This is a genomic window from Nonomuraea glycinis (assembly GCF_035920485.1).
Classification (GTDB): domain Bacteria; phylum Actinomycetota; class Actinomycetes; order Streptosporangiales; family Streptosporangiaceae; genus Nonomuraea; species Nonomuraea glycinis.
The window spans coordinates 3050764-3069692 of sequence record NZ_CP109166.1; the positions used below are offsets into that span (position 1 = coordinate 3050764).

At 69.9% G+C, this 18929-nt stretch carries 18 protein-coding genes and 1 pseudogene; 11 read left to right on the forward strand and 8 right to left on the reverse strand.

The window, feature by feature from the left end:
* Positions 1-59 precede the first annotated feature (59 nt).
* Together OHA68_RS14185 and OHA68_RS14190 are read left to right on the forward strand one after the other, a co-directional pair.
* Entirely contained in the window at positions 60-1883 is a 1824-nt protein-coding gene (locus tag OHA68_RS14185; protein ID WP_327108044.1) for a PAS domain S-box protein, read from the forward strand.
* 143 nt (positions 1884-2026) lie between these two features.
* Positions 2027-2458 (forward strand): ATP-binding protein, encoded by a 432-nt coding sequence (locus OHA68_RS14190; protein WP_327108045.1) that lies wholly within the window; start codon positions 2027-2029, stop codon positions 2456-2458.
* On the opposite strand, the gene OHA68_RS14195 is transcribed toward OHA68_RS14190, so the two are convergent.
* From OHA68_RS14195 to OHA68_RS14205, 3 genes are read right to left on the reverse strand one after another with little or no spacing between them, the layout of a single operon-like run.
* The gene (locus OHA68_RS14195) at positions 2442-3089 is read right to left on the reverse strand and encodes a YidC/Oxa1 family membrane protein insertase (RefSeq protein ID WP_327108046.1); all 648 of its coding nucleotides are present in this window, start codon (positions 3087-3089) and stop codon (positions 2442-2444) included. The two genes, OHA68_RS14190 and OHA68_RS14195, sit on opposite strands and share 17 nt — an antisense overlap.
* Positions 3090-3130: 41 nt before the next feature.
* Positions 3131-3352 carry a DUF6412 domain-containing protein gene (locus OHA68_RS14200; RefSeq protein WP_327108047.1) on the reverse strand — a complete coding sequence of 74 codons (222 nt, stop codon included), beginning with the start codon at positions 3350-3352 and terminating at the stop codon, positions 3131-3133.
* Positions 3349-3522: a hypothetical protein gene (locus tag OHA68_RS14205; RefSeq protein WP_327108048.1), complete on the reverse strand. Its 174-nt coding sequence runs from the start codon at positions 3520-3522 to the stop codon at positions 3349-3351. The genes OHA68_RS14200 and OHA68_RS14205 overlap by 4 nt, the downstream gene beginning before the upstream one ends.
* A 48-nt stretch (positions 3523-3570) precedes the next feature.
* On the opposite strand from OHA68_RS14205, the gene OHA68_RS14210 reads away from it, so the two are divergent.
* Positions 3571-4314, forward strand: coding sequence for a response regulator transcription factor (locus OHA68_RS14210; RefSeq protein ID WP_225277161.1), 744 nt, complete (start codon positions 3571-3573; stop codon positions 4312-4314).
* Positions 4311-5429 (forward strand): sensor histidine kinase, encoded by a 1119-nt coding sequence (locus OHA68_RS14215; RefSeq protein WP_327108049.1) that lies wholly within the window; start codon positions 4311-4313, stop codon positions 5427-5429. The genes OHA68_RS14210 and OHA68_RS14215 overlap by 4 nt, the downstream gene beginning before the upstream one ends.
* Positions 5430-5433: 4 nt before the next feature.
* Here the strand turns inward: OHA68_RS14215 and OHA68_RS14220 are convergent, their stop codons facing one another.
* Complete coding sequence (locus OHA68_RS14220) at positions 5434-5835, reverse strand: hypothetical protein (protein ID WP_189137420.1); 402 nt, start codon at positions 5833-5835, stop codon at positions 5434-5436.
* Between the two features lie 288 nt (positions 5836-6123).
* Between OHA68_RS14220 and OHA68_RS14225 the strand changes: the two genes are divergently transcribed.
* From OHA68_RS14225 to mptB, 3 genes and pseudogenes are all read left to right on the forward strand, one after another.
* Complete coding sequence (locus OHA68_RS14225) at positions 6124-6471, forward strand: STAS domain-containing protein (protein ID WP_189137419.1); 348 nt, start codon at positions 6124-6126, stop codon at positions 6469-6471.
* Positions 6468-7196, forward strand: coding sequence for a glycosyltransferase family 2 protein (locus OHA68_RS14230; RefSeq protein WP_327108050.1), 729 nt, complete (start codon positions 6468-6470; stop codon positions 7194-7196). Before OHA68_RS14225 ends, OHA68_RS14230 begins: the two co-directional genes overlap by 4 nt.
* A gap of 521 nt (positions 7197-7717) precedes the next feature.
* A pseudogene (mptB, locus tag OHA68_RS14235) lies at positions 7718-8539 on the forward strand (polyprenol phosphomannose-dependent alpha 1,6 mannosyltransferase MptB); the annotation flags it as partial.
* Between the two features lie 682 nt (positions 8540-9221).
* Here mptB and OHA68_RS14240 read toward each other — a convergent pair.
* Positions 9222-11810 (reverse strand): hypothetical protein, encoded by a 2589-nt coding sequence (locus tag OHA68_RS14240; protein WP_327108051.1) that lies wholly within the window; start codon positions 11808-11810, stop codon positions 9222-9224.
* A 249-nt stretch (positions 11811-12059) separates the two neighbouring features.
* Between OHA68_RS14240 and OHA68_RS14245 the strand changes: the two genes are divergently transcribed.
* Genes OHA68_RS14245 through serS form a run of 3 tightly spaced genes read left to right on the forward strand, consistent with a single transcriptional unit; the run spans position 12060 to position 15513 of the window.
* Positions 12060-13343, forward strand: a complete 1284-nt coding sequence (locus OHA68_RS14245; RefSeq protein WP_327108052.1) for a glycosyltransferase 87 family protein — start codon at positions 12060-12062, stop codon at positions 13341-13343.
* Positions 13289-14209 (forward strand): prephenate dehydratase, encoded by a 921-nt coding sequence (gene pheA / locus OHA68_RS14250; protein ID WP_327108053.1) that lies wholly within the window; start codon positions 13289-13291, stop codon positions 14207-14209. The genes OHA68_RS14245 and pheA overlap by 55 nt, the downstream gene beginning before the upstream one ends.
* A gap of 41 nt (positions 14210-14250) precedes the next feature.
* A complete protein-coding gene (gene serS / locus OHA68_RS14255; RefSeq protein ID WP_327108054.1) occupies positions 14251-15513 on the forward strand; it encodes a serine--tRNA ligase in 1263 nt (420 codons plus the stop codon).
* Positions 15514-16164: 651 nt separating this feature from the next.
* Here the strand turns inward: serS and OHA68_RS14260 are convergent.
* On the reverse strand, positions 16165-16368 hold the full coding sequence (locus tag OHA68_RS14260) for a cold-shock protein (protein ID WP_043619750.1): 204 nt from the start codon (positions 16366-16368) through the stop codon (positions 16165-16167).
* A 223-nt stretch (positions 16369-16591) separates the two neighbouring features.
* Between OHA68_RS14260 and OHA68_RS14265 the strand changes: the two genes are divergently transcribed.
* Positions 16592-17398 (forward strand): HAD family hydrolase, encoded by an 807-nt coding sequence (locus OHA68_RS14265; RefSeq protein ID WP_327108055.1) that lies wholly within the window; start codon positions 16592-16594, stop codon positions 17396-17398.
* On the opposite strand, the gene OHA68_RS14270 is transcribed toward OHA68_RS14265, so the two are convergent.
* Entirely contained in the window at positions 17389-17901 is a 513-nt protein-coding gene (locus OHA68_RS14270) for a bacterial proteasome activator family protein (protein WP_189137412.1), read from the reverse strand. The genes OHA68_RS14265 and OHA68_RS14270 overlap by 10 nt on opposite strands.
* Positions 17902-17906: 5 nt before the next feature.
* Complete coding sequence (locus OHA68_RS14275) at positions 17907-18863, reverse strand: NAD(P)H-quinone oxidoreductase (RefSeq protein WP_327108056.1); 957 nt, start codon at positions 18861-18863, stop codon at positions 17907-17909.
* Positions 18864-18929 lie beyond the last annotated feature (66 nt).

Below are 18929 nucleotides of genomic sequence, written 5' to 3' on the forward strand. Positions count from 1 at the left end.
GGCACTATGGAGATGTGGGGGACCTAAGGGCTGGGAGTGACGATGAGATAGCCCGCGCTGTGCTCGACAGCTCGCCCAACGCCGTGGTGGCCTTCGACAGGGACCAGAGTGTCCTGGTCTGGAACGCGGCGGCGGAGCGGCTCTTCGGCTGGAGCGCCGAGGAGATGCTGGGGCGCAGGGCGCCGATCGTGCCGGAGGAGCTGACCGCCGAGCACCACGCCGTTCTGGAGCGGGTCCGTACGGGCGAGCAGGTCTCGCTGCGCACCAAGCGGGTGCGCGGCGACGGGGAGCTGCTCGACGTGCGGGTGGACATCAGCGCGCTGCTCACGGGGAGCGCGGTGGCCGGCTACGTCTGCGTGTACCACCTGGTCCGGATGGACGACGCCGCCAAGAACCGGATGGCGCGCCGGGCCAGGCTGGTGCGGCGGCTCACCGACGTGGTGGGCGACATCAACGCCGAGCTGGACCTGCCCGCCGTGCTCGAACGGATCACGGCCAGCCTCACCGAGCTGACCGGCGCGGATGCGGGCGGGTTCGTGCTCATCGACGGGGAGCGGGTGCGGCTGGTCAGCACCTACCAGCTTCCGCGCACGCTGCAGGACAGCACCGCCGACCTGCACTCCAGCCTGGTCGGCAAGCTGCTGCGCACCGGCAAGACCGTCATGCTGGAGTCACAGGAGCTCGACGGCCTGGTGTGGGCCGAGCTGAAGGGGCTGCACACGATCGCGCTGGGTCTCGCCGCGGTCGGCGGCCGCCCGTACGGCGCCCTCTACGCGCTGTTCGCCAAGCGCAAGCCGGGTCATCTGGAGCTGGAGCTGCTGGAGCTGCTCGCCGGGCACGCGGGCATCGCGGTCGGCAACGCGGTCGCCTACCAGGACGCGGTGCGGCAGCGGGCGTACGAGCGGGCGGTGTTCGACGCCAGCGCGGACGGCATCGCGGTGCTCGACGACGAGGGCCGGGTGCTCAGGTGGAACCCGGCCGCCGTCGAGCTCACCGCCGTCCCCGCCGAGACGGTCATCGGGCAGAAGCCGCCGTTCCCGCTGCCCGCCCCCGGTGAGAAGCTCACCTTCCAGCTCGACACCGGGCGCTGGCTCGACGTGGTCAGCGCGCAGATCGAGGAGACCGGCGAGCTGGTCGTCGACTTCCGCGACGTGACCGCCGCCAAGGAGCTGGAGGAGGCCAAGGACCTGTTCCTGGCCACGACCAGCCACGAGTTGCGCACCCCGATCACGATCGTGCGCGGCTTCGCCAGCACGCTGGACACCCGCTGGGACAAGCTGAGCGACGCCGAGCGGCGCTCGGCCGTGCACACCATCGCCGAGCGGTCGCGTTCGCTCGGGCAGCTCATGGACCACCTGTTGCTGGGGGCCAGGGCGGGGGCGGAGGAGCAGGCGGTCAGGGACGAGCCGTTCGATCTGGCCGAGCGGGTGCACGCGGCGACGCTCGGGCTGCCGGTGCTGTCCGACGAACATCGGGTCGAAGTGAGCATCGGCGCCGGACTGCCGCCGGTGCGGGGGGACGCGCTCGCCACCGACATCGTCCTCGGGCAGCTCCTGGAGAACGCCTTCAAGTACTCGCCCAAGGGCGGCTTGATCAGGGTGGCGGCCTGGCCCGAGAACGGCGGGGTGACCGTGGTGGTCGACGACGAGGGCGTCGGCATCGCGCCCTCGGACCGGGAGCGCGTCTTCGAACGGTTCGTGCAGGTGGACAGCGGTGACCGCAGAAGATTCGGCGGCGTCGGGCTCGGTCTCTACATCGTGCGCAGCCTGGCCAGGGCCCAGGGCGGCGAGGTGAGCGCCCATCCGCGACCGGACGGAGGCACCCGGATGAAGCTCGTGCTGAGAAGTGCTTCATCTATCGGATCCGACACACCGATGCGGTAACGAGGTGGTCACAGTTGAGCTGATCTATCGTCCGATGTGTACAAGCTGTGATCGAGATGCGGTTTCTGGGATCGAGTAACGGGGCATTTCGGTCGTACCGGGGTGTGTTCCCGCGGGGGGCACTGTGAGCGGGGGAGGTGGGTGTGTCAAGCGTCGTGCTGCTGCCGTACGCGCCGTCCAGCGTCGCTGTTGCCCGCCAGCGTCTGAGCACTGACCTGCAGGACTGTGGGGTGTTCAGCACCGCGATCGACGATGCCGTCCTCGTGGTGAGTGAGCTGATGAGCAACGCGCTGAGGCATGCGCATCCATTGCCTTCTGGCATGGTGAAGGTCACCTGGATGCGCAGTGATGATCACATTGAGGTCGCCGTGAGCGACGGGGGTGCGGCGACCGAGCCGCGCGCGGGCCGCCCGACGTTGTCCTCACTGGGCGGCCGTGGCCTGGGCATTGTCGAGTACGTCGCGGAGAGCTGGGGGGTTCGCCACGACGGTGACACGACGACGGTGTGGGCGATTCTGCCCGCTCCCCATGGCTCGATGAACGGGCAGATCCGCGTGCTCAAAGAGGCCGGGTAGCCAGCACTGCCCGCTCCCCGGCCGTCCAGGCCGTGGAGACCAGCAGATAGAGCCCCGCCGCCAGGGGGAGCACGGCGGCGGCGAGCACCGACCCGTACGGCAGCAGCGGCATGATCCTGCGCAGGACCTCCGGCTGCTCCGCCGTGAGTTTCGACCTGATCTGCCGCGAGGTCAGCCAGGCCACCACCACGAGCAGCACGATGACCAATACGAAGACCGAAACCGGCCAGCTGACCAGACCGTAACTAGTGACCACGCTCGCCACCTGCTGACCCAGGGGAGCGCCCAGAAGGTCATGGCCGGCGAGCGCGGTCGGATGCGTGGCGACTCGGTACACGAGCCACATGAAGGGGAGCTGCGCCAGACCCGGCAGGATCCCCGCGAACGGCGAGGTGCCTTCGGCGGCGAAGAGCGCGGACGTCTCCTTGGCCAGCCGCTCCGGGTCGCGCTCGAATTTCGCGCGCAGCGCGCGCAGCCTGGGCGCCAGGCGCTCCCTGATCCGCGCGCTACGCGCCTGGCGGATGCCCAGCGGCAGCAGGAGGAGCCGCACGGCCAGGGTGAACAGCACGATGGCGAGAGCGGCGTTGCCGCCGGACACGCCGATGACGAAGGTGACCAGTGAATCGATCATGAGCCCATCCCACTAGGAGGTCAGGGCTTTGACAGCCCCGCTTATCCGGCAGCGGGGCGTGCGGAGGGGGCTCGTGGCCGTGGCCGTCCCGGCGCGTCGGGATCGCTCTGGCGCGGGAACGCCGTACGCCGCGCGTAGACCAGGGGGAAGCCGGCCGGCTCACCGCCGACGACGGGCAGCATCCTGGCGGCCCATGAGGCCAGCAGCAGGACCGCCATCATCGTGACGGCGATGAGCCAGGGATCGAACAGGAAAAGCGTCACCGGGATGAGGACGACTTACCGACCAGGGTGACCGCCATGAAGACGAACAGACCGACCACCCCGATGATGAGCGCGATCTTCAGCAGCCCCAGGACCATGGGAATGATGAAATTGAACAGCACGAAAAGCGCCAGCAGGGCGCCCAAAACGAGCATGATGACTCGACTCATGGGGCCACCGTACGTCCTGGCCGATAGATCCGCGAGGCTTACGAAGTCATGACGTGGGTGTCGATCGACCGGGTCGCGCCGTACCGTGAGGTCGTGAAGACCCGCATCCTGGTCGTGGACGACGACCCCACCGTGTCCGAGGTGGTGGCCCGCTACCTGGAGCGGGACGGGCACGAGGTGGAGTGCGTCGCGGACGGCGCGGAGGCGCTGCGCAGGGCGCTGGCCAGCCCGCCCGACCTGATGGTGCTCGACCTGATGCTGCCCAAGATCGACGGACTTCAGGTGTGCAGGAAGCTCAGGGAACGCTGGCCGGTCCCGGTGATCATGCTGACCGCGCTGGGCGAGGAGATCGACCGGGTCGTGGGCCTGGAGACCGGCGCCGACGACTACGTGACCAAGCCCTTCAGCCCGCGCGAGCTGGCGCTGCGGGTGCAGTCGGTGCTGCGCAGGGCGCGCGGCGCCGCCGTCACCGGCGGTACCGGGGTGCTGCGCGATGACGACCTGATGGTCGACGTGGGCGCGCACGAGGTGCGGCTGGCCGGCGCCGAGGTGCTGCTCACCGCCCGCGAGTTCGACCTGCTGGCCTACCTGATGCGCAACCCCAGGCAGGCCTTCAGCAGGTCCGCGCTGCTCAACCAGGTGTGGGGCTGGTCGTTCGGCGACTCCTCGACCGTGACCGTGCACGTCAGGCGGCTGCGGGAGAAGATCGAGCCGGACCCCACCGAGCCGCGCAGGATCGTCACGGTGTGGGGAGTCGGCTACCGGTACGAACCGCTGGAGGGCCCGGCATGACGCCGCACGTGGCCGCGATGGACGACCTCGGCATGATCGTGGCCGTCACCGCCGGGCTCGGACTTCTGGTGGCGGCCCTGGGCATCGCGGTCATGTGGTGGCTGCGTACCCGGTCGATCGGCGTGATGCTGGCCGTCGTGGTGGTGGTCGCGGTCGTCGCGACCCTGGCGGGCGTGGTGGCGATCACCATGAGGATGATCATCGAGGGTCCGGCGCGGAACATCGTGCTCAGCGTCGTGGCCGTGGGCGGCCTGGTCGGGCTGGGGGTCGCCTTCGTGCTGGCCCGGCGGGTGGTGGGGGAGAGCAGGCGGCTCGTCGCCGCCGTGGGCGAGCTGCCGTTCGTCGCGCCGCGCAAGCTCCCGGCCGAGCTCCAGACGATCGCCAACACGCTGGAGGAGGCGTACGCCCGCGAACGCGCCCTGGAAGGCGCGCGCCGCGAGCTCGTCGCCTGGGTCAGCCACGACCTGCGCACCCCGCTGGCCGGGATGCGGGCCATGGCCGAGGCACTGGAGGACGGGGTGGTGACCGACCGCGAGACGGTCAGCCGCTACCACGGCCAGATCAAGCTGGAGGTCGAACGGCTGTCGGCCATGGTCGACGACCTGTTCGAGCTGTCCAGGATCCACGCCGGCGCGCTGCGGCTGTCGCGGGCCAGGGTCGGGCTGTCGGACGTCGTGGCCGACACCCTGGCCGGGGCCGAGCCGCTGGCCAGGGCCAAGGGCGTGCTGCTGACGGCCGAGGCGACGGCCGCGGTGCCGGTCGAGGCCGACGCGGGCGCGCTCAGCCGCGCGCTGGCCAACCTGGTGATCAACGCGATCAAGCACACGCCGTCGGACGGTTCGGTCGTGCTGCGGGCTCGGGTGGACCAGGGCATGGCCTGCGTGTCGGTCAGCGACTGCTGCGGCGGCATCCCGGACGAGGACCTGCCACGGGTGTTCGACGTGGCGTTCAGGGGCGAGGCGGCCCGGACCCCGACGGCGGACGGCGGGGCCGGGCTCGGCCTGGCGATCGCTCAGGGCATCGTGGAGGCGCACGACGGGATGATCGGCGTGGTCAACGACGGGCCCGGCTGCCGGTTCGAGATCCGGCTGCCGCTGGTCGACGCACCGCGCTGACCCATCAGGCCGACTCCGGAACGGTCGACTCCTGGCTCGTCCCGAACGACTCCGACATCGCACGAAATGTCGGGCAGGGCCAGCGCCACATGCAGCTCCGGCACCGCAGGATCGGATGCGCGGCGTCGCTGGTGATGCCCCCCGCGTCGCGCGGCTGGTGCAGGTCCAGCAGCCGGAGCCCGAGCTCGGAGAACCTGAGCAGCTCGTCACGGGCGCCGGCGAGGAAGTCGAGGTCCTCGCCGGCCAGTTTGGTGCGGACGGGGACGTACCCCTCGTGGTTGACCAGGCCGCGCAGGCGCGCGGCCTCGTCATGCCAGGGAGCGGCCTTCTCCGTGCGGATGAAAATGGCCTCCAGCTGCTCGCGGAGCCTCTGACGCTGAGGATCTTCGGCTTGGTCTGTGTTCATCGGTGATCGGGCCCACGAAACTCGCCCAGCCCCTCCTCCTGAGTGAAGTGGTGACCGACGCGAAGGCGCCGGCGCCGGTGTCACAGTGTCAAGCTTCGCGTACTCTCCGTCTCCGTGATGGCGAAACAGGGACTCTCATCGCCGGATCGCTACCAGGGGCTCCTGATGGCAAAATGTGTCACCACGTCAGGTCAAGAACGGGTCGATTCGCCTCGTCGCTTCATACCCGTCGTCCCCCTATCGGCGTGACAACGTGACCCGAGGCCGTCTCGCCGCTAGCCTGCCCATGTGGAGCTCAAGGTCTCGACTCGATCACATGCCGGCCATGCACTCGTTGCGATCACCGGCGAAATCGACCTCTATACGGCACCCCACCTGCAGTCGGAGTTCACCCGCCTGCTGCAGGAAGGGCCCAGCCGCGTGGTCATCGACATGTCCGCCGTGGATTTCTGTGACTCCACGGGGATGAACGTGCTGCTGTCAGCACTCAAACGGATGAAGGAGCAGGGAGGCGCGCTCGACGTGGCCGCCCCGCGCCCCGCCGTCCGCAAGATCCTTCAGGTGACCGGACTGGACTCGGTATTCACCGTGCACGATGAGGTGCCGCAGGAGTTCCTCATCACCGAGGGCTCATGACGAGTCCTGACACGGCGGTCGTCATACCGGCCAAGAACGAGGCCGATCGCATCGGCCTCACCGTCAAGTCCGCGCTCGACCTGCCCGGCGTCGACCTCGTCGTCGTGGTCGACGACGGCTCGACCGACCAGACGGGCAAGGTCGCGCGGGCCGCGGGAGCCAGGGTCGTCCGCCACAGCCGCAACCGCGGCAAGGCCGCCGCCATGGAGACGGGCGCGGAGGCGGTCCGGCTGCTGGACGCCGACACCCCGCGCCACCTGCTCTTCCTGGACGCCGACCTGGCCGGCACCGCCCAGGCGGCGGCCCCCTTAGTCGAGCCCGTCCGGGCCGGCGAGGCCGACATGACCATCGCGGTCTTCCAGACTCGGGTGAAGCTGGCCGGCCACGGCATCGTGGTGCGCCTGTCCCGGGACGGGATCCGCCGCGCCACCGGCTTCCAGGCGTCCCAGCCCCTCAACGGGCAGCGCTGCCTCACCCGAGCCGCCTTCGAGGCGGCCCGGCCGCTGGCGCACGGGTTCGGCGTGGAGACCGCGCTGACCATCGATCTGCTGCGCAAGGGGTATCGGATCGTCGAGGTCGAGGTGGAGATGGCGCACCGGGCCACTGGGTCTGACTGGCGGGCCCAGTTGCACCGCGCCAAGCAGTTGCGGGACGTGGCGCTGGCGCTGGCCGGCCGGGAGCCGGTGGTGGTCGAGAACCTGGCCAAGCTGCGTCCCAAACGCTGACGGGCACTCGGTCCGTACGGCTTCCGCTTGCTGGGGTCGGTGGGCGCTCGGTCTGTACGGCTTCCGCTCCGCGGGAGTCGGTGGGCGCTCGATCTGTAGGGCCTCCCCTTGCTGGGGTCGGTGGCGCTCGGTTTGTACGGCTTCCGCTCCCTGGGGCGGGTGGGTTATCCACAGGCTGGGGATCGGCGGCCGGAGCCCGGCGTGGAGTGTGCTGGAATTTGCGGGTGACTTCCGAGACGCGGAGCGTCAGGCCGCCTGACCGGCTCGCGGTGCCGGCCATGGTGTCGATCGCTGCCTCGATCATGCTGACGATCGCCATCGGTCTGCTCGGCCCGTCAGCCATGATCCCGGCGCTGGGAGGTCCGGGCTGGCATCCGCCCTACTCTCTGGACGTCCACCCGCACCCCTACGCGGTGGTGGCGATGGCCGCCGCCGCGATCGTCCTCGGTGGTCTCGGCCTGCTGGCGGCCCTGACGGCGCTGCCGCCGGCGGCCACCTCGGCCCGCCTGCCCCGCGTCCTCATGATCGTCGGCAGCCTGGCCGCAGGTCTCCTGGCGTTCCTGCCCCCGGCAGGGTCAGGCGACCATCTCAACTACGCCGCCTACGGCCGCATGGTCACCCTCGGCCTCGATCCTTACACGCACGGCGCGCACGCCCTGCCCGGCGACCCCATCGCCGACGCGGTCGAAGCGCCGTGGCGTGAGGAGCCCAGCGTCTACGGTCCCGTGGCGACGGCCGTGCAGGCCCTGGCCGGCTGGATCGGCGGTGACTCGCTCCGGCTCACCATCTTCGTGCTGGCTCTGGTCAACGCTGCCGCCTTCATCGCCACCGGCTTGCTGATAGACCGCTTCACCAGGGACGACCCGGCCAGGCGCACCCGGGCCGCCCTGCTGTGGACGGTCAACCCGCTGCTGCTCTACCAACTCGTGGCGGGCATGCACGTGGACACCCTGGTCGTCGCCTGCATGGTGGCGGCCCTCCTCGCCAGGGGCCGGCCGGTGGTCGGCGGGGCGCTGCTCGGGGTGGGGGTCGCGCTCAAGCTCAACGCCGGACTGGTGGCCCTCGGACCGGCCTGGGAGCTTCGCCGCCGCCCGGCTCGCCTGGCCCTGATGGCGGGGATCGCCCTGGCGGTGGTGGCCGTCGGCTACGCCATCGTCGGACCCGCCGCGCTCGAACCGGTGACCCGGACGAGCAAGTCCGTGTCCAACGCCTCGTTCTGGAAGCTGGTCCAGGGCTGGCTGCAGTCACTGGTCGGCACGGGCAGCGCCTACCGGGGCGAAATCCAGATCGGCTCCCTGCTCGTCCTCGCCCTCGTGGCCTGGTGCCTCTTCCGCCTGACCTCCCACCGCCTCCCCCTCACCACCAGGCTTTTCACCCCCGGGCTCTTCACCCCCGGGCCCCCACGAGGTGCCGCCGCTGAGCCCCTGCCGGGCGACCCTGAGCGCTCGCCGGACGATCCTGAGCGCCTGCCGGGTGACCTTGAGCGTCCACGGGGTGACCTTGAGCGCTCGCCGGGCGATCCCGAGCGTCCGCCGGGAGATCCTGGGCGTCTGCCGGGCGGTGGAGAGCACCCGCCGAGTGGGGGGCGGCAAGCCCCGACAGCCGCGACGGGCGGCAGCAGTGCGGCGGACGCCGGCCGAGTAAGGCTCGTATCCACGGCCAAGCTGCCTGACCCGTCCACAGCCGAGCGGCCTGACCCGGCCGGGCGGCCTGACCTGGCCGAGCGGCCTGACCCGGCCGGGCGGTCGGCGGGCGAATTGTCCGTCCATGGCCAGGTGGGGCCGGGGGGCGGCGGAAAACATGTGGGTGGTGGGGATGAGGCGACGGTAGTGGCCTTGGTGCTGGTGGTCGCCTATCTGTTCGCCTCGCCGTACGTGCTGCCCTGGTACGACGGGCTCGCGTTCGGGCTGCTGGCCCTGGTCGCCGCTTCCACCGTGGACCGGTTCATGGTCGTACACCTGATCGTGCTGTCGCTGGCCTACCTTCCGGCGCGTGTCGCCGGGCAGCCGCCGGAGCTCGAATGGCTCAGGACCGTCGTACGGGGTGAGTTCGCTCCGTGGGCGCTTCTTGCGCTGACGGCGGCGCTGGTGGTGTGGACTTGGCGAGCTGCAGGGCGCGTACGCACGCGGCCAGAGTCAGGGGCACCGCGACCGTGAGCGCCATGGACGGGATGGCGATGCCCGAGTCGTTCATCAGGAAGCCGATGAAGGCGGAGGTGAGGGCGCCGATCAGGCCTGCGCGGAGTGCGGGGGCGAGCGCGTAGGTCTGGCCGAGAGCCGATGCGCCCCAGCGGGAGGGCCTGTTGAGCACCAGGAAGAGGAAGGCCAGGGCGACCAGGGAGAGGAGCGTCAGTGACCAGTTGCCGACGGTCACGCCCACCATCGCCGTGAACTTACGGACGACGACGGTCAACGCCTGACCGTCGATGACCTGCTGTACGAAGGTGCCCAGATGGGTGCGCTGGGTGGCGGGGCGCAGCCAGTCGAACAGGGCGATGGCGCTGATGAGCGCGCCTCCGGCCAGGCCGACGAGCAGCAGCTTCAGCACCGACACGCGGCGGCCGGAGAGCAGGATGAGGAAGACGGCCAGACCCACCACGAAGGCGGGTACGCCGCCGAAGTCCGCACCCCAGGAGGGCCATCCGTCGGCGAACACCGCCAGGCCGCCGTACAGCACGCACACCAGCATCGTCACGAACCTCGACGCACCCCTGCCCATCAGCCACTGAGCGACCCCGGCCAGCCCCAGGATGGTGCCGGTGGCGTAGATGGCGAAGGCGATGTTGCTGAAGCCGTAGAACCGGCCGCCGGTGACGGGCTCGTACCCGGAGACGGCGTTCACCTGAAGGGTGGAGCCGGTCATCACGTCGACCAGCATGGCGACCGAGGTGACGGCCGCGACCACGGTCAGCGGGCCGAGCACGTGCGTACGCCAGGGGCCGGCGAAGGCCAGGGCGGTGATGAGGCCGGCGATCGCCAGGATGGTGACGATCAGGGCGGTCATCGGCGCGGGCAGGCTCCACCAGGGCACCAACTGCGCGAGGAACGTGGAGACGGCGATGGATCCGCTCACCACGGAGACCACCTGCACGGCGACCAGCAGCCGAGAGGCGCTCGCCACCTCGAACCCGGCCCGAGGGAGACGGGTGGAGCCCCCGGAGCCCCCGGAGCCCCCGGAGAGCGGCTGCGTGGGGTGCTCGACCCCGTTGCCGTTGGTACTGATGGCTGGTGGGTCCGTTGCTTGCGCTGAGTTGGCGCTGGAGGCGGTGGGGTCTTGCGCTGGGTTGGCGCTGGAAGCGGCGGGGCCTGTTGCGTGTGCTTGCGCTGGGTTCGTGCTGGAAGTGGTGGGGTCTGCCGGCGAGTTCGGCATGGCGGACGGAGGGGTCGTCGTGGTGGGGCTTTGCGAGTCCTGGTGGGGGGAGTCCTGCTCGGCGGTGGGGGGTGTGAGGGTGGCGGTCGTGGTTTGGGATGTGGGTGACGTACTGGCTGGAAGTGCGGGCTGGGGGCGGTCTGGAGTGGAGGGGGAGGGGTGGGCTGCGGTGGATGAGGCGCGGCGGCGGCGGAGGGCGAGGGCGGCGAAGGCGTAGAAGAGGAGCTGGACCGCTACGAATATGGCGAAGAAGGGGCCGCGGACCGTGACGAGGACCTGGCTGGCCAGGTCGGCGTCGGCCAGTTCGGTGACCGAGTCGGCCACGGTGGCCGGGGGTGGGGTGGCGGCGGATTGCCAGGGGCGGCCTACGACCTGGGGGGCGGGTTCGGCGCCGGCCAGCTCGATCGTTGTGGCGGTCAGGTCCGCGAGGGTGACGAGGGCGTCCTGGCGGGTGGAGGTCGCGGTCAGGTGGCCGTGGCTGTACGGCGGGCCGGTGGCGATCGCCACGTGGAGGTGGGCGCCCGGGGTGACGTCCGAGACGCCTGCTACGAGGATCGTCGTGTCGGCGGGGAGGGCGGTGAGGAGGGTGCCGATCCGGCGGTCGGCTGCCGCGGCGGCTGCTTGGCGGGTGGTCGAGGGCATGGAGGCGGGGATGCCGTACTCGTCCGGGGGCTGGTCGGCCCAGGCGTTGGCGAGGTCAGGAGCCTCCATGACGATCAGGGTGTAGCGGGTTGGGTCGCCCAGGCTTTCCGGGGTGTCGGCGTATTTGGCGATATTTCCGGATTTGTCGGCGGCGGCTAGGGCTGCGCCTGGGCCGATCGCGGCTACGGTTCCGCCGGAGTCGGTGATGGTTTGAGCAAGTGTGCCCAGTTGGGCGGCGTACCCGGTGGTGGATTGATGCGTCACCAGGTCACGCCAGCCTGGGATCGTCGCGCCTTCGCCGTTGGGCTGGGGGGTGGGGGTGGCCTGGCAGCCCTTGCCCGGCGTCCCGGCCCGCTGGCCTGCCGACACCGTGAGCCAGCCTGTGACGGGGCAGGTGATGCCGCGGCCCTGGGGCGGCACGGTCCGGGTGGACATCGAGGCGGAGCCGCCCTGGGTGACGAGCTTCCAGAGGTTCGGGGTGCGGGACTGGTCGATGTCGCTCCACACAAGGCCGGGCACGCCGACCAGGGCCACGCGGCCTTGGGCGGTTCCTGCTGAGGCGGCGGCCGGGCCAAGGGCGGCGCAGAGGGCCGTGAGCGTCATGGCCAGCAGTAGAGCGGCGAGGGTACGCATGGCCGGGCGCCGTACTCGTTGCGCCGAGCTCCGCCGTACCTCGTGCCCGCCGTACCGGCGCCTGAGGGGAAGGCCGGTCGACGGATGGGTAACGGGGAGCGAGGGCCGGGAGGCGGTCGGGTGCGTGGGGGAGGGCGCGCCGGAGGTGGGTTGCGGCATGTGTGGATCCCCCAGTGTTGGCGCGCTCGACAAACAACAGCCACGGTAACGTGCCACACCGTGACGAGTGTCGAGACGCCGGTGAAGCGGCGGCAGTGGTGGGCGTGGGCCGTCGTGGTGCTGGTCGTCGTCGCGGCGGTGGCCCCGCTGGTGCAGCAGTGGCTGACGAACCCGGACGACCAGCGCCTCGTCGACCTCGACGTTTACCGTACCGGCGGGCAGATGCTGCTTGAGGGGCGGCCGGTTTACGACTACTTCACCCCTGCCCCGCAGTTGCTGCCGTTCACCTACCCGCCGATCGCGGCGATGCTGGCGGCGATGCTGGCGGAGATGTCCTGGGGGACCGCGCAGTGGGTGTGGACGGCGGGGATCTTCCTGGCGCTGGCGGTGGCCGTGGGGTTCTCGTTCAGGCAGGTGCTCGGGCGGCGGCACGCGCCGTGGGTGTTCGCGTTCCTGGTGGTCGCCTGCACCTACCTGATGCCGATCCGGGACCAGGTGCGGTTCGGGCAGGTGGACATCCTGCTGGTGGCGCTCTGTCTGGCCGACTGCGTGGCGCGGCGGCCGTGGTGGCCGCGCGGGTTCCTGATCGGGCTGGCCACGGCGGTGAAGCTCACGCCCGGCGTCTTCCTGATCTATCTGCTGGTGACGCGGCAGTGGCGGACGCTGTTCATGGCGTCGTTCGTGACGGCGCTGCTGACGTTGCTGCCGTTCGCGGTGCTGCCACAGGACGCGGTGGACTTCTGGTTCGGCGCGCTGCTGGACTCCGAACGGCTGGGCGCGAATGCCGCCACCACCAACCAGTCGATGCGCGGCATGCTCATCCGCCTGTACCTGCCTGACGCGCTGACGTCGGTGATAGGGCTGGCGCTGGTCGCGGTGGTCGGCTGGTACGGCTTCCGCGGCGCGCGGAACGCCTATCTGGCCAAGGAGCCGCTGACGGCCGTCGCGCTCGTGGGGCTGATGGCGGTGCTGCTCTCGCCGGTCGCCTGGATCCACCATCTGGCCTGGGTGGTCGTGGTGCTGGGCGCGATCGTGGGCGACGGGCGGGATCCGGTCAGGTTGCGGGTGGCCGCGGGGGTGTGGCTCTACTACGTGGTGCCGGTGCCGTGGTGGGGGGTGGCGTTGAAGGCCGCCGACATCCCGGTCGTCAGCCCGGTCCTCGGCAAGATCGTGCAGAACGGTTTCGGGCTGGGGGCGCTGGCCCTGGTCTGGCTGCTGGTGTTCTGGCTGCCGAAACGGGCGGCCCGAAAACCCGGCAGCACGCGTCCACCGGCGGATACTCTGGAAGCATGCCCAGAATCTCGTATCTCGGACCTGAGGGGACCTTCACCGAAGAGGCCCTGAGGCTCCTGGAGCCCGGCGCCGAGCAGCTGTCCTGCGCCAACGTCACCGCCGCGCTCAACGCCGTGCGGAACGGCGAGGCCGACGGCGCGGTCGTGCCGCTGGAGAACTCCCTTGAGGGCGGGATCACCACCACACTCGACGAGTTCGCCTGGGGCGAGCCGCTGCTGATCACCGCCGAGCTGCTGCTGCCGGTGCGGTTCTCGCTGCTGGCCAGGCCGGACACCGAGATCGGGCACATCAAGCGCGTCTACAGCCACCCGGCGGCGATCACGCAGTGCCGCGCCTTCACCAGCCGCGAGCTGCCGGACGCCGTCGTGGTGTCCGCGCCGTCGACCGCGGCGGCGGCCCAGGAGGTCGCGCTGCCGGGCTCGCCGTACGACGCGGCGATCGCGGCACCCATCGCGGGCGAGCACTACGGGCTGGTGGAGCTGGCGGGTGACATCGGCGACAGGTCCGACACCGTGACCAGGTTCATCAGGGTGAGCCGGCCGGGCGCGCTGCCGGAGCCGACCGGGTCCGATCGGACCACGCTGGTCGTCTTCCTCGCCGACGACCATCCGGGCGCGCTGCTGGAGATGCTGACCGAGTTCTCGGTGCGCGGCGTCAACCTGAGCCGGATCGAGTCGCGGCCCACCCGCGACGGCATCGGCCACTACTTCTTCCACTTCGACTTCGAGGGCCACGTGGCGGACGCGCGGGTCGGCGAGGCGATTTCCGGGCTGCATCGCATCTGCGAGCAGGTGCGCTTCCTCGGCAGCTATCCGCGGGCCGACGGCGTCGCTCCCCAGATCAAGAGGGGGACGGCCGACGCCGATTTCTCCGAGGCGGGGCAGTGGCTGGCCAGGATCAGGGCCGGACAGGTCTAATGCGGGAGCGGGCCGCCGGTCAACGCCGGTAGCCTTTCCTTGTGATTGACCTGCGTACCCTTCGTGAGGATCCCGACCGGCTACGGGCGTCGCAGCGTGCCCGCGGTGAGGACGACTCCATCGTCGACACGCTGCTCGGCCTTGAGGAGCGCCGCCGTTCCGCGCTGACCTCGTTCGAGACCATGCGCGCGGAGCAGAAGAGTCTCGGCAAATCGGTCTCCAAGGCGCAGGGCGACGAGAAGGCCGCCCTGCTCCAGCGGGCCAAGGACCTCGCCGCACAGGTCAAGTCCGCCGAGGCCGAGGCCGAGAAGCTGGCCGGGGAGCTCGACGAGCTGCTGCAGACGGTGCCCAACATCGTCGAGGAGGGCGCGCCCCCCGGCGGCGAGGACGACTACGTGGTGCTCGAGACCCATGGCGAGCCGCGGGTGTTCGACTTCGAGCCGAAGGACCACGTCGACCTGGGCGAGCGGCTCGGCGCCATCGACATGGAGCGGGGCGCCAAGGTGTCCGGCTCGCGGTTCTTCTTCCTCAGGGGCGTGGGCGCGCGGCTGCAGCTCGGCCTGCTCAACATGGCCATGCAGCACGCGATCGAGCGCGGGTTCATCCCGATGATCACGCCGGTGCTGGTCAAGCCGGAGACCATGCAGGGCACCGGTTTCCACGTCGCCCACGACAAGGAGATCTACCGCCTGCCCGACGACGACCTCTACCTGGTCGGCACGTCGGAGGTGGCGCTGGCGGGCTACCACGCCCAGGAGATCCTCGGCGGTGACGAGCTGCCGCTGCGCTACGCCGGCTGGTCGTCGTGCTTCCGCCGCGAGGCGGGCTCCTACGGCAAGGACACCAAGGGCATCATCCGGGTGCACCAGTTCGACAAGGTCGAGATGTTCTCCTACGTGCGTCCCGAGGACGCCCAGGAGGAGCACCAGCGGCTGCTCTCGTACGAGAGGGAGATGCTGGCCAAGATCGAGGTGCCCTACCGGATCATCGACACGGCGGCCGGGGACCTCGGCATGTCGGCGGCGCGCAAGTTCGACTGCGAGGCGTGGATCCCCACGCAGGGCCGCTACCGCGAGCTGACGTCCACCTCCAACTGCACCGAGTTCCAGGCCCGCAGGCTCGCGGTCCGCTTCCGGGACAAGGACGGCAAGCCGCAGCACCTGGCCACGCTCAACGGCACGCTGGCCACCACTCGCTGGCTCGTCGCCATCCTGGAGAACCACCAGCGGGCCGACGGTTCCGTGGTGGTTCCCGAGGCGCTGCGTCCCTTCGTGGGCCTGGACGTGCTGGAGCCCGTCAAGTAGGCGTACGTACGACACGCTGACGTTTGCGCTCCTGCGCGGCGTCACGAGTCCGCCGATCGCGGACCCGTGGCCGAGCAGGGGCGTCAGCGCTGTGTCGTGGTCGCCGGAGATGATGGACGATGCCCCGGTTCACGGCCGCCGGCGTCGGCCAATGGCACGAGTGGCGATCACTTGGCGGCGTCCTGAGGCCAGCCGGAGAGTGCGTTGCCGTGTCCACCCGGGGGAGCCCGCGCGGGCAGAGCGATCAGGTCCTTGTGAACGGCCAGGACGCGCCATGGGCCCGGGACCGGGGTCCGGGCTAGGGAGGCGGCCTCAGCGCCCGTCTCCGTGGATTTCACGAGCGTATAGAGCGGCGTCCGTCAGAATGGTGGCGGTCTGACGGCGGCCGAACCGTCGACGTGACTGAGTTTGCCCCGCCCGGGTCCGGTGGCTGAGTGGCAGCACGAACAGCGAGACGACAGTTACGGCGTGACATAACCCCGCATATCTCATATGCGTTGAGGAATGCAGGTTCACTGTCCGTGTTAATTGAGTCACAGTCGTGACAACAACCGGTCAATACGAGACAGGTTGTCCCAAAAGGGAGTCCGGTAAACGCGAAAGGCCGGAGTTCGCTGGAAGCGAACCCCGGCCCGTCTCGCCGTTAGCAGGTCAGATAGCACGGACCTGGGAGGCCTGCGGCCCCTTCTGGCCCTGTGTGATCTCGAACTCGACCCGCTGGCCGTCTTCAAGGCTGCGGTAGCCGTTGCCGACGATCTCGGAGAAGTGCACGAACACGTCCGGCGCACCGCCGTCCGGGGCGATGAAGCCGAAGCCCTTCTCAGCGTTGAACCACTTGACGGTTCCCTGAGCCATAAAAGCTCTCCCTCAGGATGTGAATCTATGGGACCCACACCTCGTGGGTCCCGGTGTGTCGTACAGCAAGCACCCCGGGGTGGCTCAGACAAACTCATGCTGGTATTCACTACGGGATCGCTAATACAACGCCACCACATCTAACACCATTCTGCCGCGTTGGTGTTCCTCTCCCTAGGAAGATTTCTGATCGGTGGCATCACCGGGCAAACTGGAACCTGTTATGCACAGCCTTCCCGCGCCCCGCCTTGTGGCCACCGACCTGGACGGCACCGCTCTGCGTACCGACGGAACGGTGTCTCCCCGCACGGCTGCGGCCTTCGCGAAAGTCGAGGAATTCGGGGCCATGCTGGTCTTCGTGACCGGCCGGCCGCCCCGGTGGATGGGCGGTGTGGCGAGCACGCTACGTCACCGTGGCGTAGCCATCTGTGCCAACGGCGCGCTGGTCTACGACTTGCACAGCGAACGGATAGTTGAATCTCACCTCATCGACGTACAGGTGCTCGAGGAAGTCGTCGCTCAGCTTCGAGCGAACGTCCCCGAGCTCGCCTTTTCGGTCGAGTACGAAGGTAGTTTCGCGCATGAGTCCGATTTCCGGCTGGGAAGCTGGGACCGTCGGGCCACCGCGGGGTCCCTGCCGGTCCGGCGGACGCTCACCTCGCGCCCCTGCGCCAAGCTGCTGGCCCTGCACCCCGAGATGCACCCCGACGAGCTGCACGCCACCGTGCACGGCCTGGTGGGCCATCTGGTCACCGCCACGCACTCCAGCGGCAAGGGGCTGGTCGAGATGAGCGCCCGCGGGGTCACCAAGGCCACCGCCCTGGCCACTCTGGCCGAACGGCACGAGATCAAGGCGTCACAGGTGGTGGCGTTCGGGGACATGCCGAACGACCTGCCCATGCTGAGCTGGGCAGGCACGTCCTACGCGGTCGCCAACGCGCACCCCGGCGTGCTGGCGGCGGTCGATCACGTGACCGCGGCCAACGACGATGACGGCGTCGCCCGGGTGCTCGAAAACCTCTACAGGTAGGGGCCGGAGCCGCCGGGGGGCCGCGGCGGCTCCTCGCCGTGCGGCACGCCGGGCAGCGCCCTGCGCATCTGCTCAAGCTGCGCCCTGGCCGCCATCTGCTGCGCGAACAGCGTGGTCTGGATGCCGTGGAACAGCCCCTCCAGCCAGCCCACGAGCTGGGCGTGCGCGATGCGCAGCTCGGCGTCGCTGGGCGGGCCGTTCTCCTCGGTGAAGGGCAGCGACAGCCGCTCCAGCTCCTCGACCAGCTCGGGCGCGAGGCCGTCCTCGAGCTCCTTGATGGAGGACTGGTGGATCTCCTTCAGACGCTTGCGGCTGGCCTCGTCGAGCGGGGCGGCGCGAACCTCCTCCAGCAGTTGCCTGATCATGCTGCCGATCCGCATCACCTTGGCGGGCTGCTCGACCAGGTTCGTGACCGACCGCTCATCATCGCCGTTATCGCCCTGACCTTGGAAGTCCGGGCCAACCACCACGATGTGGGGGGTGTTGTTGTCCTCAGCATTCATACGTCTCACCGTACTAGCAGGATCTTCCCGACGTGTTCTCCGGAATCGAGCATTCGATGCGCCTCTGCCGCTCGCTCCATCGGCACCTCGGCGTACACCACCGGACGCACCGCGCCCCCGCTGACCAGCGGCCATACATTGTCGACGGTGCTGCGCACGATCGCGCCCTTGTCGTCGACGGGCCGCGCCCGCAGCGTGGTGCCGTACACCGAGAGGCGTTTGGCGAGCAGCATGCCCAGGTCGAGCTCCGCCTTGCGGCCGCCCTGCAGCCCGATGACGACCAGCCGCCCGCCGGGGCGCAGCGCCTTGACGTTCTGGGCGAGGTATTTGGCGCCGATGATGTCGAGGATCACATCGGCGCGGACCTTCTCCGAGAAGTCCTCCTGGTGATAGTCGACGGCCTCGTCCGCACCGAGCGCCAGGACGCGCTCGGCCTTCTCCGCCGAGCCGACCGTCGCCACCACCCGTGAGCCGAGCGCCTTGGCGAGCTGCACCGCGAACGTGCCGATCCCGCTGGCGCCGCCGTGCACGAGCAGCGTCTCGCCCTTGCGCAGTCTGGCGGTCATGAACACGTTGGACCAGACCGTGCACGCCACCTCCGGCAGCCCGGCGGCCTCCACCAGTCGCACTCCCTGCGGCACCGGCATCACCTGCTGCCAGGGGACGGCTACGCGCTCAGCGTAACCGCCGCCCGCCAGCAGGGCGCAGACCTCCTCGCCCACCCGGAACTGCTCGACGTCCGCGCCGACCTCGGCCACCACCCCGGAGACCTCCAGCCCGGGGTACGGCGAAGCGCCAGGAGGTGGGTCATAGTGGCCGTTACGTTGGTGCACGTCCGCCCGGTTGACCGCGGAGGCCGCCACCTCGATGACGATTTCGCCCGGCTCCGGGCGAGGGTCGGGCACCTCGCGCCACTCCAGCACCTCGGGCCCGCCACTGCGGGTGATCTCGATGGCTCGCATGAGACCAAGGTAACGGGGCAAGGAAGTTGTGGGTTGGCAGGGCTACTCTCAACTCTTGACGTTAAC